This is a genomic window from Herminiimonas arsenitoxidans (assembly GCF_900130075.1).
In the GTDB taxonomy this organism is placed as follows: domain Bacteria; phylum Pseudomonadota; class Gammaproteobacteria; order Burkholderiales; family Burkholderiaceae_D; genus Oxalicibacterium; species Oxalicibacterium arsenitoxidans.
Window position 1 is genome coordinate 1,305,253 of record NZ_LT671418.1, and the last position, 15,105, is coordinate 1,320,357.

The following is a 15,105-nucleotide window of genomic DNA, read 5'->3' on the forward strand; positions in this document are numbered from 1 at the left end:
CGCATCGTCAACGATCAACGGCTGAATTTTTATTCAGCCGTTTTTTATGCTCATAAAAAATGGCGCTGTAGAGATCAACTCTGCAGCGCCATTTTTCTATCCGATCAAGTCGGATGGAATCAGATTTTAAAACTCTTCCCAATCATCCGTATTGCCATTGACTGCTGACTTGGTCGGCGCCGCTTTGGTCCGTTCCGGTACCGCCACTGACGACTTAACCGACTTAGTCACTGCTGGTGCACGGACTGCAGTCGATTGAATTGTGCGAGGTGCAGTCTGCTGCGCCGACGCATATTCGCCACCGACCTGAAATACGCTGACAGCTTGTGCCAGATTTTTGGCTTGATCTTGCAAGGATTCAGCTGCCGCTGCCGCTTCTTCCACCAACGCCGCATTCTGCTGCGTGACTTGATCCATTTGGCCGATGGCCTGATTCACTTGCTCGATACCATCACTTTGTTCCTGGCTCGCTGCAGTGATCTCGGCCATGATGTCGGCAACGCGCTTCACGCCATCGACGATTTCATCCATGGTGCTACCGGCTTCTGCCACCAGTTTGCTACCGGCATCGACTTTCTCAACTGAGTCGCCAATCAAGGCTTTGATTTCTTTCGCAGCAGCGGCTGAACGTTGCGCCAAATTACGCACTTCCGTTGCCACCACGGCAAAGCCACGGCCTTGCTCACCGGCACGCGCAGCTTCCACTGCAGCATTCAAAGCCAGAATATTGGTTTGGAATGCGATGCCATCGATGACGCCAATGATGTCGACAATCTTCTTCGCCGAATCGTTGATGGAACCCATCGTATCGACCACTTGCGAAACCACCGCACCACCCTTGACTGCGACCGCCGATGCAGCGACCGCCAGTTGATTGGCTTGACGTGAATTGTCTGCATTCTGTTTGACGGTCGACGTCAGCTCTTCCATCGAAGATGCGGTTTCTTCCAGTGAGCTGGCTTGTTCTTCGGTACGGGAAGAGAGATCCAGATTGCCGCTGGCAATTTCGCTAGATGCAGTCGCAATCGTGTCTGTACCCATGCGAATCTGCGTCACGGTTTTTGCCAAGCTATCCTGCATACGACGCAGTGCATTGAGCAATAATCCCGGTTCATCTTGCGCGGCAACCATGGTGCTGCGTGTAGTCAAATCACCTTCTGCTACCGATTCAGCCACCGACAATGCTTCCTGCAATGGTCGTGTGATACCAACTGTCAGACGCCAAGCGATAAGTGCACCCAGAACCAAGGCGATCAAGGCACCAATAATCAAGGTCATGCGGCCAGAGACAAAATCTGCCGTAATCGACTCATCCGCCAGTTTCACTTCATTCTGATAATACGCAACCACATCTTTTACGCTATCAACGTATGCATCCAGCGCCGGCACCATTTTTGTATCGATCATTTGGTTGGCTTCATCGATATTGCCACCAGCCTTGACCGCAAGTATCGATTTTCGGATGTCGATATAGGTGGATCTTTTCTTTGCCACTTCGGCAAATAATTCTTTTTCTTTATCTGTATTGATCCGGTCTTCAATACTCTTTTGAATTTCGGTAATTTGCGCGCTCTGTGCGGTAATCGCCTTTTGGAAAAAAGCCTGAACTTCCGCATTCGACGCTTTTACCAAAGCCAATGTACGTACGGCATTAACACTCGTTCCTTGCAACCATTCCCCTGCTGCCTTTTGTTTTTGCAGGGACTCATCCACCAGATGACGACTTGCATCATTGATATTTTGCAAACGCATAATACCGGTAGCTCCCATTGCTGCGACCAGCAATAAGATCAATCCGAAACCTAAACCAAGTCTTACACCTATTTTCATATTTGCGATGCGCATCGTGTCCCCTCCAAAATTACGTTCTGCTCTACCAACATCTTTATTCTCCAGAGTGAAAATCGACACATGCAATATGCTGATAAATCATCTGACCTGAGGATACGACCTACGTCATTGATGTCTTTTAATGACATTTAAAAACATGACAAAATTGAAAAATATTTTTTTGTCACGCCTGTGACATATATCGGCAGTAAATATCAAAGGTTAACGGTGCAGCACAAAAATAGTGCAAATATTCACCAATATGGACAAATGATTAAGAGAATTTGTGCGCTCAAGACACAATCACGCTACGCACTCACACATATCGAATCGTGAAGAAACTCTGCTTTACCTTGAGCTTTGAATAGGCTGCGATCTACCGGCATGACGACATCAGAATCGCTCATACCCCTTTAGATAACGCCACTGCCCTGCAGGCAAACTCGCCATCGGCATGCGCGCGATGCGGATACGTTTCAAGCTGACCACTTTCAAACCAACCATCTCGCACATGTGCGAGATCTGACCACGCTGTACGCCTTTCAAGGCAAAGCGCAAGCGCGTTTCGTTTTGCCAGCTCACCTTGATCGGCGGCAAAGGCTTGCGGTTAAAGGTCAAGCCATGGTTCAGCAAAGCCAATCCATTGGGCACGAGATCACCGCTGACTTCGACAATGTATTCCTGCTCCACGGTGGCAGCTTCATCGATCAATTTGCGCGCAATATGCCAATCCTGCGTATAGACAACAAGGCCGCTGGCATAGCTTTCCAGGTTATCTGTCGGCTTCAGATCAACGGTATGTTTTTTCAGAAAACGAATACCGGAACGGTCTTCCGCATACAAATTCTCAGGCGTGATGCTCTGCAAAGCGGTGGCGACATCGATACCGGCAGGCTTATGCAAGAGGATGGTAACGGGATCGACTGCGACCAATGTCGCATCAGGCGACAGAAGTATGGATTGTTGCTGCGTAACGCGATAACCGGGTTCTTCAATCACGATCCCGTCTACCGTTACCCAGCCGCCTTCAATGTATTGCTCTGCTTCGCGACGGGAACAAGGGACCGATTCGGCGACGCGTTTCGAGAGACGGATAGAGTCGACCATGATGAGGCAATCTGAAAAAGATGTGTATTGTCAGCTTGCCGCACGGTAGCTGCAAGCCTTTTAGCTCGCAGCGCTAAACATGGTGATAAAGAATGGAGAAAAGATGGCACAGGGACAACTGGCGCAAAACTGCAAACCAGTTGTATCCCTCAGTGGTATGGCTATCAGGCCGCTTTGGCTTCGGTGCTGCCTTCTTTGGTCGCCGGGCTAGCACTGCTAGATGCGATACCTTCGCTCTCCCAGCGATCAAATTCCGCCATGATCGCTGCATGCGTTTTCTGGCTGATTTCCGGCAAGGTGCCACCCAGCATATCGCTCGCTTCCTTAAAGCCTTTTTCCACCGCTGCGCGTATGGCTGCCAGCTTGCTTGGATCATCGCCGATAGCGCTCTTCGCAAAATTGAGGATGCGTTCCGACACTTGCTTGACGCCGAACTCGCCATCCTCAGCAATCGCCGCTTTGGCTGCCTCGATAGTCTCAGCATCCGTTGTCAGTGTCTGTTCGCCGCTCACCACTTTCGCAATATTCAATCCTTGCTGCTCCAGCAAAGGCAGAATCAGATTGATGATTTCCTTCACTTTGCGATTGGACTCTTCCAGCATCGTGGCAACATCAGGACGCGCTTGCGCCGCCGTATTACGCAGATCGCCGTAGGTAGCGTCTTCTGCCGGTTGTGCGCCCAACGTCACCTTGTCGCTGACGCTGGCTTCCGTTTTGTCGAAGGAACGTTGCGTTGCCTCACGTGCAGCCATCGCAGGCAAGGCAGCTGGTCGTTGTGTCGTATTGTTATTTAAACTTGTAATGCTCATGCGAGACCCCTTACTCATCAAATTGACGAAAAATGATCGCATTGACAACAACGCACTCGAACTTGCCGCGATCCTATCCTTGATAACGGCTAAAAAAAGAAAAAGCTGAGCACCGATGCAAATGGCTGGCCAATTTATTGGCACGAAAGCAACTTAAAAATAAAACTTCCAAATAAATCAAGGCGATAGCCTGCTTTAAGCCGCCTCGCTGCACGCCAAAGCTGTATACTGTCGCCTTCCTCGCCCCACGCGAAATGATGTCGATATAGACATCACTTCCAACCATTGCATCTCATGAGCGCACAGCCAAAAAATCTGTTTTCCTATTCAAGCAAACGTCCGCGCGATATCAAACCCGCGCCTTTTATGCCTATGTCGCGCGCAGAAATGGACAAACTTGGATGGGATAGCTGTGACGTCATTCTGGTAACGGGCGATGCCTACATCGATCATCCGAGCTTCGGCATGGCGCTGGTTGGACGTTTATTGGAATCGCAAGGCTTTCGCGTTGGCATCATCAGCCAACCGGACTGGCTGTCGGCAGAACCGTTCCGTGCACTAGGCAAACCTAATCTGTATTTCGGCATCACCGCCGGCAATATGGATTCCATGGTCAATCGTTACACATCGGACCGCAAGATTCGCTCCGACGATGCCTACACGCCTAACGGCGAACCGAACAAGCGTCCGGATCGCGCAGTGACTGTGTATTCGCAACGTGCACGCGAAGCATATCCCGGCGTCAACGTCGTCATCGGCAGTATCGAAGCGAGCTTGCGCCGCATCGCACATTACGATTACTGGTCGGACAAAGTGCGCCGCTCGGTATTGCCTGATTCAAAAGCAGACATCCTGATCTTCGGTAACGCAGAACGCGCATTGGTCGATTTAACTCATCGCGTGGCCGCAGGCGAACCGATTTCTTCCATCCGTGATTTGCGCGGTACCGCCTTCATGGTGCCACCAGGCTGGAAACCAACTCCAGAATGGACAGAAGCCAATTCAACCCGCGTCGATACGCCGGGCAAAGTCGATGCACATCCCGATCCGTATGAAATGAAGATGAAGAATACGGAAGGTTGCAAAACTTCCGAAGACGCATCTTCGGCTGCACCTGCCGCACCTGTAGAAGCACCGGTCAAAGTCATCAAGATCATGAGCCGCGAAGAGCGCCGTGAAGCCGAACGTGAAGTGCGCAACAAGACTGTCGTACGCCTGCCATCCTACGATGTGATCAAGGACGATCCGGTTTTGTACGCACATGCTTCACGTGTATTCCATCTGGAATCGAATCCAGGTAATGCACGCGCAATGGTGCAGGCACATGGCGAACGCGACGTCTGGCTCAATCCACCGCCGCTGCCATTGGCCATGGATGAGATGGATGGCGTATACGACATGAACTATGCACGCGCACCGCATCCGGTCTATGGCAAGGCACGCATACCTGCGTGGGAAATGATTCGCTTCTCGGTCAACATCATGCGCGGCTGCTTCGGCGGCTGCACTTTCTGTTCGATTACCGAACATGAAGGCCGCATCATCCAGAGCCGCTCCGAACCGTCCATCTTGCGCGAGATCGAACTGATACGCGACAAGGTCAAAGGTTTTACTGGCACCATTTCCGACCTCGGCGGTCCGACCGCGAATATGTATCGCCTCGCCTGCAAAGACAAACGCATCGAAGAGTCATGCCGTCGTCTGTCCTGCGTGTATCCAAGCATCTGTTCCAACCTTGGCACCGATCACAGCAAGCTGATCCAGTTGTATCGCAAAGCGCGCGCAATTCCCGGCATTAAAAAGATACTGGTCAGCTCCGGCCTGCGTTACGACCTCGCTGTGCGTTCGCCTGAATACGTCAAGGAACTGGTCTCGCATCACGTCGGCGGCTTGCTAAAGATCGCACCGGAACACTCGGAAGACGGCCCATTGTCGAAGATGATGAAGCCGGGCATGGGCGCATACGACAAGTTCAAGGAACTGTTCGAGAAGTATTCGAAAGAAGCAGGCAAGGAACAGTATCTGATCCCTTACTTCATCGCCGCACATCCTGGCACTACTGATGAAGACATGTTGAATCTGGCGCTGTGGCTGAAGAAAAACAACTTCCGCCTCGATCAGGTACAAACCTTCATGCCTACGCCTATGGCATTGGCAACGACGATGTATCACACGCGCAAGAACCCATTGCGTAAAGTGAGCGAAGATTCAGAAGTCGTAGAGACCGTACGCACCGGCAAAATCCGCAAGCTGCACAAAGCCTTCCTGCGTTATCACGATCCCGATAACTGGGAAATCCTGCGCGAAGGTTTGCAACGCATGGGACGCAGCGACTTGATCGGTAGTGGCGAGCATCATCTGGTGCCACGCCATGCAGCGCCATCGCGCGCCGTCATCGCCGCAGAACATAGACGCGAAACGCCGGGACCAAATCAGTTGGCAAAAAAATTCGGCCAAAACAAACCGCGTCCAGGTGCAGCAGTACAGCGCACCCCGACTGCACGTACTACGACAAATCGCAGTGCAGTCGCAGCAAGACCTGCGCGCAAAGGCACTACTGTCACCAGCAAAGGTGGGCGAAAATAAAATCCATGGGCCATGCCCTGTTTTATTTTCGCTACCTCTCTCAGCATTTTTAGCTATGACAATCGCAACGCAGGCATGCGTTGCGATTAGAAAAAAATTTCATCGCCCTACCTGCTTTCCCAATTTCGGTTATTCTTCCGCCAAAGTTACCGCGCTTGATCAGGCGGTGTATCGATAGGGGATCATCAATTGAGCAATTTATTCACGCGCCGACTCGCGCTATTGGCAGACGACGCGCATCGCGATCTGCTGAATCAGGGCCGCCGCGGCATTGAACGGGAAACACTACGCGTCGATATGCAAGGTAATCTTGCCATCGGCCCGCACCCACGTGCACTCGGTTCTGCACTGACCAATCCGCAAATCACCACCGATTATTCTGAATCGCTGCTGGAATTCATCACTTCGGCTGAGCCTGATGTCGCCACTGCATTGGATGAACTGGATCGTATCCATCGTTTTGCCAATGCAAAGCTGGATCACGAGTTGTTGTGGAGCCAGTCCATGCCCTGCACCTTGCCGGAAGAGGAAGATATTCCGATTGCCTGGTACGGCACTTCGCATATCGGCATGATCAAGCACGTCTACCGACGCGGTTTGGCACTGCGCTACGGCAAAGCGATGCAATGTATCGCTGGCTTGCACTACAACTATTCGCTGTCCGAAGACTTGTGGCGCGTCATCAAGAAAAGCGAACAAAGTACGTTGGATGACAAGTCTTACCAATCCGAAAGCTATATCTCGCTGATCCGCAACTTCCAGCGCTATAGCTGGTTGCTGATGTATCTGTTCGGTGCCTCGCCTGCGCTTTCTACGCACTTCCTGCGTGGCCGCAAGCATGAGTTGCAAACTTTGTCAGACGACACGCTCTATCTGCCGTATGCCACCAGTTTGCGCATGAGCGATCTCGGCTACCAAAACAATGCACAAGCCGGCCTGATGCCGCCGTATAACGATCTGGAAAGTTATATGCGCAGCCTGTCGCGCGCAGTACGCCAACCGTACCCGGCGTATGAAGCCATCGGCACACGACGCGATGGTGAATGGATACAGCTCAACACCAATCTGCTGCAAATCGAAAACGAGTACTACGCGACGATACGGCCTAAGCGCGTCATCAATAGTGGCGAACGTCCGGTAGAAGCGCTCTGCTCACGCGGTGTGCAATACATCGAAGTGCGTTGCATGGACATCGATCCATTCGAACCGCTAGGCATCAGTCTGGAAACCTCGCGCTTCCTCGACGCCTTCCTGCTGTTCTGCGCACTGGATGAAAGTCCTTTCACAGGTGAAACCTGCAATCGCGAAAACACGGAGAACTTTGCCCTTACCGTCAAGGAAGGTCGTCGCCCAGGTTTGTTATTGCAACGCGGTGGATCTGCTATCAAATTGCAAGACTGGGGATTGGAATTACTCGATCGCATACAGGCCACCTCCGATTTGCTGGACGCTCAACGTGGAGACGAACAACATACGCATGCACTCGTTACACAAAGAGAGAAATTACTGCATCCGGATCTGACGCCATCAGCCCGTGTATTGGTTGAGCTGCAAACAACGGAAAAATCGTTTGAACAATTTGGCCTGCGTCAAAGCATTGCGCATGCAGAGTACTTCCGTGCACGCCCATTGAATGATGAAGAAAACCAGTATTTCAATTCGTTGGCAAAAGCATCCTTGGCTGAGCAGGAAGATATGGAACGCACGCAAACCGGCAATTTTGATGACTTCGTTGTCGCCTATAGCGAAAGAACACCACGCCAATTGTGTGATTGATTTCTGATCTACCTCTACAAAAAACCTTCGTGCCTCCTCGTACGAAGGTTTTTTTTCGTTCATGCATGAGCAAATGCAAGCACATCCGAGATAAACCTCTCTCGATAAAAGGTTGTTGATAGTCAATAAACCGGCTCTATCTTGTGTTCGCTAACGCACAGACTGCAGCATTGCAAATCAGTAATCTCAAATTGTCGAAAAGACGAACAATATGCACAAGGTTAAAGACTATACAAAGCTTGCATAGGAAAAGCATTGATCACGATGCATCCCCTGCTTACAAATATAAACGAACCGGAGAATCAAACATGAACAAATCAAAATGGCTTACCGCCCTGTTCACGGCCATCCTGCTGACCACCGTAGTCGGTTGTGCGTCCACAGCAAAACAAGAAGGTACAGGCGAATACTTTGATGACTCCTTCATCACTACCAAAGTCAAAGCAGCCATCCTGAACGAACCAGGCCTGAAAGTGACTGAGATCAACGTCGAAACATTCAAAGGCATAGTCCAACTGAGTGGCTTTGTAAAAAGTGCAGCAGATATTCCCAAAGCCACCAGCGTTGCGCGTAGCGTAAAAGGCGTGCAATCAGTTAAAAACAACTTGATTGTGAAGTAAATGTCGAAAGGGGAAATCATGAAAATGATTTCCCCTTTTTTTAATCCATACACTTATGTCTTCTTTTCGGAAGAACGTTTAACCGCGACGAAAACCAATACGTCACTCTGCTTGACTATCCATCTGGATACGCATCGGTGTGTCAACGAATTGCAATCGATAATCGTTAATGCTCTGTATTGGCATCAATCGAATTGATGAGTTACACGTAACAAATGGAAACATATGTGCTTCTGTCATTTGCTTCAATCTGCATTATGATGAATCCCTAGTTGTGTTTTTACGTGTATCGACCAGACGAATATTCGTGACGCGTAGTTAAACCGTATCTTTCAATAAGGAAACCATCATGCGCAAATTAATGATCGGCAGTCTTGCCGCAGTATTAGTTCTCTCCGGTTGTGCAAACATGTCTGAAACCGAGCGCGGTACTGCACAAGGCGCTGGTATAGGCGCAGGCGTAGGCGCGTTGTTGGGCGGTATTACAGGCGGCGGAAAAAATGTCGCAGGCGGCGCAGCGCTAGGCGGCATCATCGGCGCAGTCGCAGGCAATGTCTGGTCCAGCAAAATGGAAAACCAAAAGCGCGCAATGGAACAAGCGACACAAGGAACCGGCGTACAAGTCAGCCAAACTTCCGATAACCGCTTGAAGCTTGAAATCCCTAGCGATATCTCGTTTGCAACCGGCCGCTCCGATATCAATCCTAACCTTCGCCCTATTCTCGACCGTTTCGCAACAGGCTTGGTTGATAATCCTGCCGCAACCGTCACCATCATCGGTCACACAGACAGCACTGGTAGCGATGCAGTCAATAATCCACTGTCGTTTGATCGTGCATCACGCACACGCGATTATCTTGCCGGTCGTGGCGTCGCACCGCAACGCATTTATGTAGATGGTCGTGGCAGCCGTGAACCTATCGCCAGCAATGCTGACGCAGCAGGCCGCGCACGCAACCGCCGCGTTGAAATCTTTGTCGCAGAACCACAGCAACAACAGCAACCACAACAGCAGCAACCGCGCTACTAAGTCAGTCAAGTACGCAGCTTTTGCTGAATATAAAAAAGCCCCTTATCGGGGCTTTTTTTTTGTACTGCGTTTTTAGCAGGGCTATTCTAGTTATTCGTTTTCAATAAACCTTCATAGACCTTCTTGATGCCGGCGTAGCACTCGCAGATGTGGTTTTCCAAACCCACGCGATCCACCACTGTGATGTGACCACGGCTGTAATGAATCAAGCCTTCATCCTGCAATTTGCGCGCAGCTTCCGTCACACTCTCGCGTCTTACACCCAACATATTCGCAATCAGATCTTGCGTCATGCTGATCTGATCCGATTGCAGGCGATCAATACTCAGCAATAACCAGCGACACAATTGCTGCACGATGGTGTGATGACGGTTGCAAGCAACGGTATGTGCCATCTGCGTAAACAATGCCTGGGTAAAGCGCAGAAGCAATTGCTGCAACGCACCACCACGGGCGAATTCTTGCGTCAATATCGATGCCTTGATACGAAAACCGTAACCGGCACTTTTGACAAAAGCACGGTGCAGCGATGCGCCGCCACCCATGAATACATCCGCACCAACCACGCCTTCGTAGCCGATGACGGCTGTTTCTGAGGATGCGCCATCTGCGGTTTCATACAATAGAGAAACAATGCTGCCGGTCAAGAAATAGACATACTGCATTTGCTCACCGGCACTACAAATCGTCGTGCCAAATGGCATTTCGACAAATTCAAGATGCGGCAATAAGCGTTCATAGTCTGCCGCCGGCAGCGCTGCCAGCAAGCCATTGTGCTTAGGATGATGGCCATGCAATCCGGCCAGTGTTTTTGGCGCCGCGAGACGAGCGTTAGCTGACTTAGGCTCAGACGGCAGTCCAAGGTTGAGCGCAGCAATTGTGTTCGCGTTGATAACGGGATGACCTGTAGCTGCAGTGCGAGCGTTTAATACTTGTGCCATGAGCTTCTCCCTGGATGTTCATAATTTCCAAGGTCCCATCATCACACTACAAACAAACGGCTTGAATCAGCGCTTATCCCATTCGCGTGTGAGATGACACTGACAAAAAGATAATAAAACAGCATGCAATTATTACTTTTTTGAAAACTTTATTGCCTAAAAGTAAATCACTAGACAAAAAATAGCCCGCTTCCTTATGAGAAGCGGGCTGAATCCAATTCTTGAGGAGTTGGAGGAGACAGGTCAACTATACTGCACTGCAACAAAATGTCAAACAATCTATTCGTTATTTGCATAGTCACAAATACATATATGAACTTATTACTCCAAGGAAAATAGGTAATTCAGCCTGAAACTGCCTTCCCCACTCCTAACTAAATTGCGTCAATGCCGGAAATGCTTCAATCAAGAAAGAAAGCAAAGGCTTCGCAATCAAGGCCCCCAGTATCCCAACAATGGAAATAGACACCATCGCGATCGACAGTCTTAATGTCAGTCCGCGATTATGTGCACGCAGCACGAGCGGCAGATTAATCAATACGCTAGCCAGCGATGCAATCACTGCACCTGCAGACGCGACATGTTCCGGCACCGTACCACTAGTCACCAAACTTGCTGCCGCTGCCACCGCACTCGCGCTGGAAACCACACCACCGATCAAACTCACAGCATAAAATCCAGCCTCGCCGAAACCTTGCTGTGCCACTACGCCTGCAATATGCAAGACCAGGAACACCAAGCCGTATTTCAAAGCAGCACTGAGCGAGAATGGCAAAGGCAGATCGACGGATTGAGCTGGATCGTCAGCCGTCTTTTTCACCGTGTTCGCATCCATGAAGAACCAGCCAGCGCTCAGCGCAAGCATCAACAGAAATGGAATCGATGCAGAGAACGCAGCTGCCGGTGCCAAAATCAGCAACAACATGCCGTTACGAATCAGCATCGCAGCAGTTGCCAGCAAAATCCCGCGATACGCTGCACTGACGGTATCGCGCTGATTGTCTCTGGCGCGCGAAGCCAACTCACTCACCGTAATGCTGCTATTGACCAAACCACCAAGGAAGCCAGTCATCACAATGCCGCGCGTGCCGTACATCTTCCACAGCACGTAGTTGACGAAGCCTATGCCGGCAATCAGGATCACTGTCACCCAGGCAGCACGCGGCTCGATCAAATGCCAAGGGCCAATCGCGCCGATTGGCAATGCCGGATAAATCACGATCGCCAAAATCGCCAGCAGCAATGCCGAGCGCATTTCGTTCTCAGTCAGCCCCAAGCTGAAGCCAGTCAATCTATCCTTCCACGCCAGCAGCGCAGTGACGATCACGATAATCGAAGCTGGCGTCGCAGTATGCCCTTTGCCGCACAAGATACCTGCCACACAGGTAATCAACATCGCTGCCGAAGTAGTCAGCTCGCTGCTGTCATTGGTACGCAGACGCTGCACATTCAGGAATACCGTCAGAATACCGGTCAGAAAAAGAATCAGATAAGCGTAATTATCGCCAAGCGTGCCACCCATCGCACCGAGCAGCGCAATCAGAGAGAACGTACGCAAGCCGGCTTCCTTGCCGCGTCGCTCGCGCTCCAGACCGATCAACAGTCCTAGTGCCAGCGCCAAACTCAAGCGCGTCAAACTCACGAGATACGGCCACTTGATTTCAGGCAAAGACATACCGACCTGAATCAGCGGCTCAACAATGACATTCGTGGTGCTTGGGTCAACCATAGATATAAAGAGGCAAGAAAAGTGGAACAGGAAACTATAAACCAGCCGATGACAATTGTCCGCTCAAAGTCTGCATGTTCTTATGCGTGCACGGTATAGACAGTCATCAACAGGAATGCGACAGCAAAACATCGCTACTCCAAGCAATAAGCAAGCCTTGTATAGATGCATCAACTTAATGCACTCGTCGTAGAGCAATACAACAATCAAGGTTGTGCAAGCAAATCATCGATCTTCTGTTTCGTATCGGCGATGACCATGATTCTTGCTGCCTCACTGGTATGGCCCTGACAAGGGCCGCCAAATCCTTGCGATATCTCGTCACCATCCGCACCGCTCGTTTCAATCTCGCTCGTCGCCGACCACCAACCATCACCGTTAGGTACAACCACGGTAAATATCTCGTAGCCCTTGTAAACTGTATCCGGCACTCTACTCATGATAGACGTTCCTCCAAAGATGTTCACATAGTGTGTATCGACTGACTAATATAGAAATTGGCTCAAGAGATTACTGCATGTGAGGTACAAAGCTAACTGCTACGCGTATGGTTCGTACTGGATTCCAGCATATGAGCGGCCGCCTTGCGCGCTTCAGCTTCGGCTTCGGCTTGACTGGGGAATATGGCATCCAGCGATACACGCTGATCTGGAAAGACGCAGTTTCTGTGCATGGGATTGCATGAGTGACCGTAGATCGCAACATGTGCCACCCAACCTTGACCATCTGCAAGTTGAACACCAGAGTATTCAACTTCGTACGCGCCCATTTTCTCGGATGGCATAACGGTCTCCTTAAGACAAACCATCCTAGCATGGACCACATATACACACGATATGCGATACACAAGCGCATCGTTTGCCTCATCAGTTCAGCATGAAGATATATAACAATATCCCATACACATGGGATCGTCATCCTAAAGAGGATGGGCAATAATCGGAACAAATTACAACTCTCATTGATGTCTCTTTGGGCTTCTCTGGCAACAGAGAGGCCCTTGTTTTTTGAAGAATCAAAAACAAGGGCGGACATTCACCACACCAATCAACAGAGAGCTTAAAAAATCTTCAGCATGACTAGGCTACTTGCCCAACTCAAGCATCTCTTTTTAATTTCATAGCAAGGCCACTTCCACATCAAAACTTATCCCCGAATTCTGTGGATAGTCCTGTGGACAACCATACTGGCTTCACCATAACCCATTGATCTCAAACGTATTATTACTCCTGCTTAAATCATTACACTCACTACTCAAAAAGGCTGCAATCCTGCATTACTCACGTGTTTCAGATAATTACTCACCGACTTCTCCATTAGACTGCATGTACCGGTATATGCCGGTGTCCATTGAATTGGGGAGACCATGAAACTAGCCATCGCAGTCATAGTGCTAAGTATTGTTGGGATTAGCGCACACGCAGCACCACTAGCAGATGCTGTTCAATCTGTACGTGAAACGCTGGCATTCAATACCGGAGGTTCATTCGTGACACCGTTAGAAATCAAGGGGAGAAAAGGTAGTACGAGAAGAGGTGGCTATACCAGCAAAGGCAAAGGTAGCCACTACGTTGGCGGTCGCAAATAATACTTGGGCTAAAAATTAGGACAAAAATCCCATGTACATGGGATCGTCACGCGAAAAAGAATAGGTAATACTCGACCTGCATCTTTTCCTTCAATACTCTTTTGGGCGGCCCTTTTACAGGGGTCGCCTTATTTTTTATCCGAGCAAGTCAGAGCGAGTATTCAATCAATGGCGTAGCAAGTGAACACGAATACGCTGCAATCGGCATTTGCATCTCCTGTTGCCACCAGCAAACTCTCCAACAGGAACAATATTGCTATATGTGAGATGGCGTACAGAAGCATGCACGACGATAAGTCACCATGACTTTCCCGCCATGGTCGGCCATCCGACTTATGGCGTCATCCATCTTTACAGGAGACACTCTCATGAACAAAGAACAAGTAGAAGGCGCGCTTAAAGATGCAGCGGGCAAAGTACAACAAGAAATTGGCAAGCTTGTCGGCAGCACAGAACAACAAGCCAAAGGCCTGGCAAAACAGGTAGAAGGAAAAGCAGAGAAAGCCGTCGGTGATGCCAAGGACGCTTTCAAGAAATAACCAGCAAGCCGGAGCACCTGCTCCATACGATCATTAAAAGCCCATTTTTATATGGGCTTTTAATTTGCCACTCAACTGAATATCCACAGAAAAATCGGGCGTCGATAAACATGAAACGCTCAGATAACAAAAAACCCGTATCAGCACTTAGCTTGATGCGGGTTCCTGAACATGACTGATGCTTTATTCTGGCGGCAAGGGTGATGCGCTTGCAAGCGCAGCGCTGCAAATCCCACACGCAATCCAAGCCATCAGCTTGATGCAGAAATAAAAAAGCCCGCTTGCGCGGGCTTTTTTATTAATTCTGGAGGAGAGAGAGGGATTCGAACCCTCGGTACGTTCGCACGTACGCCTGATTTCGAGTCAGGTACATTCGACCACTCTGCCACCTCTCCTAATATGGTCTATCTCTGCGGTTTAATGCAGTGAAGCGAAAGATTATATCAGAGTCTTTCGCGATGGGAAACCCTCCCCACAGATAGATTGATCCAACGCAGCATGTTTTCTCAAACATGCATTCAAGGGCAATGCCAGGCGCATGAATTAAATT

At 49.9% G+C, this 15,105-nt stretch carries 13 protein-coding genes and 1 tRNA gene; 6 read left to right on the forward strand and 8 right to left on the reverse strand.

What is annotated here, in order from left to right:
* Positions 1 to 126: 126 nt before the first annotated feature.
* The 3 genes from BQ6873_RS06140 to BQ6873_RS06150 all read right to left on the reverse strand — a co-directional run bounded on the left by BQ6873_RS06140 (position 127) and on the right by BQ6873_RS06150 (position 3,746).
* Positions 127 to 1,845, reverse strand: a complete 1,719-nt coding sequence (locus tag BQ6873_RS06140) for a methyl-accepting chemotaxis protein (protein WP_076591859.1) — start codon at positions 1,843 to 1,845, stop codon at positions 127 to 129.
* A gap of 378 nt (positions 1,846 to 2,223) precedes the next feature.
* Entirely contained in the window at positions 2,224 to 2,937 is a 714-nt protein-coding gene (locus BQ6873_RS06145; RefSeq protein ID WP_076591860.1) for an rRNA pseudouridine synthase, read from the reverse strand.
* Positions 2,938 to 3,101: 164 nt separating this feature from the next.
* Positions 3,102 to 3,746 (reverse strand): hypothetical protein, encoded by a 645-nt coding sequence (locus BQ6873_RS06150; RefSeq protein ID WP_076591861.1) that lies wholly within the window; start codon positions 3,744 to 3,746, stop codon positions 3,102 to 3,104.
* 372 nt (positions 3,747 to 4,118) lie between these two features.
* Between BQ6873_RS06150 and BQ6873_RS06155 the strand changes: the two genes are divergently transcribed.
* The 4 genes from BQ6873_RS06155 to BQ6873_RS06175 all read left to right on the forward strand — a co-directional run bounded on the left by BQ6873_RS06155 (position 4,119) and on the right by BQ6873_RS06175 (position 9,758).
* Complete coding sequence (locus tag BQ6873_RS06155) at positions 4,119 to 6,332, forward strand: YgiQ family radical SAM protein (protein ID WP_231949425.1); 2,214 nt, start codon at positions 4,119 to 4,121, stop codon at positions 6,330 to 6,332.
* Positions 6,333 to 6,521: 189 nt separating this feature from the next.
* A complete protein-coding gene (gshA, locus tag BQ6873_RS06160) occupies positions 6,522 to 8,108 on the forward strand; it encodes a glutamate--cysteine ligase (protein WP_076591863.1) in 1,587 nt (528 codons plus the stop codon).
* Between the two features lie 308 nt (positions 8,109 to 8,416).
* Positions 8,417 to 8,728 carry a BON domain-containing protein gene (locus BQ6873_RS06165; RefSeq protein ID WP_076591864.1) on the forward strand — a complete coding sequence of 104 codons (312 nt, stop codon included), beginning with the start codon at positions 8,417 to 8,419 and terminating at the stop codon, positions 8,726 to 8,728.
* Positions 8,729 to 9,077: 349 nt separating this feature from the next.
* Positions 9,078 to 9,758 carry an OmpA family protein gene (locus tag BQ6873_RS06175; RefSeq protein ID WP_076591866.1) on the forward strand — a complete coding sequence of 227 codons (681 nt, stop codon included), beginning with the start codon at positions 9,078 to 9,080 and terminating at the stop codon, positions 9,756 to 9,758.
* Positions 9,759 to 9,844: 86 nt separating this feature from the next.
* Here BQ6873_RS06175 and BQ6873_RS06180 read toward each other — a convergent pair whose 3' ends face one another.
* From BQ6873_RS06180 to BQ6873_RS06195, 4 genes are all read right to left on the reverse strand, one after another.
* Entirely contained in the window at positions 9,845 to 10,699 is an 855-nt protein-coding gene (locus tag BQ6873_RS06180) for a Crp/Fnr family transcriptional regulator (protein ID WP_083664401.1), read from the reverse strand.
* A gap of 370 nt (positions 10,700 to 11,069) precedes the next feature.
* Positions 11,070 to 12,428, reverse strand: a complete 1,359-nt coding sequence (locus BQ6873_RS06185; protein WP_083664402.1) for an MgtC/SapB family protein — start codon at positions 12,426 to 12,428, stop codon at positions 11,070 to 11,072.
* A 206-nt stretch (positions 12,429 to 12,634) separates the two neighbouring features.
* The gene (locus BQ6873_RS06190) at positions 12,635 to 12,868 is read right to left on the reverse strand and encodes a hypothetical protein (protein WP_076591867.1); all 234 of its coding nucleotides are present in this window, start codon (positions 12,866 to 12,868) and stop codon (positions 12,635 to 12,637) included.
* A 92-nt stretch (positions 12,869 to 12,960) separates the two neighbouring features.
* Positions 12,961 to 13,212 carry a hypothetical protein gene (locus BQ6873_RS06195; RefSeq protein ID WP_076591868.1) on the reverse strand — a complete coding sequence of 84 codons (252 nt, stop codon included), beginning with the start codon at positions 13,210 to 13,212 and terminating at the stop codon, positions 12,961 to 12,963.
* A 582-nt stretch (positions 13,213 to 13,794) separates the two neighbouring features.
* Here BQ6873_RS06195 and BQ6873_RS18015 point away from each other — a divergent pair.
* On the forward strand, positions 13,795 to 14,016 hold the full coding sequence (locus BQ6873_RS18015; protein WP_157889135.1) for a hypothetical protein: 222 nt from the start codon (positions 13,795 to 13,797) through the stop codon (positions 14,014 to 14,016).
* Positions 14,017 to 14,384: 368 nt separating this feature from the next.
* Positions 14,385 to 14,555: a CsbD family protein gene (locus tag BQ6873_RS06200; protein ID WP_076591869.1), complete on the forward strand. Its 171-nt coding sequence runs from the start codon at positions 14,385 to 14,387 to the stop codon at positions 14,553 to 14,555.
* Between the two features lie 305 nt (positions 14,556 to 14,860).
* Here the strand turns inward: BQ6873_RS06200 and BQ6873_RS06205 are convergent.
* Positions 14,861 to 14,950: transfer RNA gene (locus BQ6873_RS06205), tRNA-Ser, on the reverse strand.
* Positions 14,951 to 15,105: the final 155 nt, after the last annotated feature.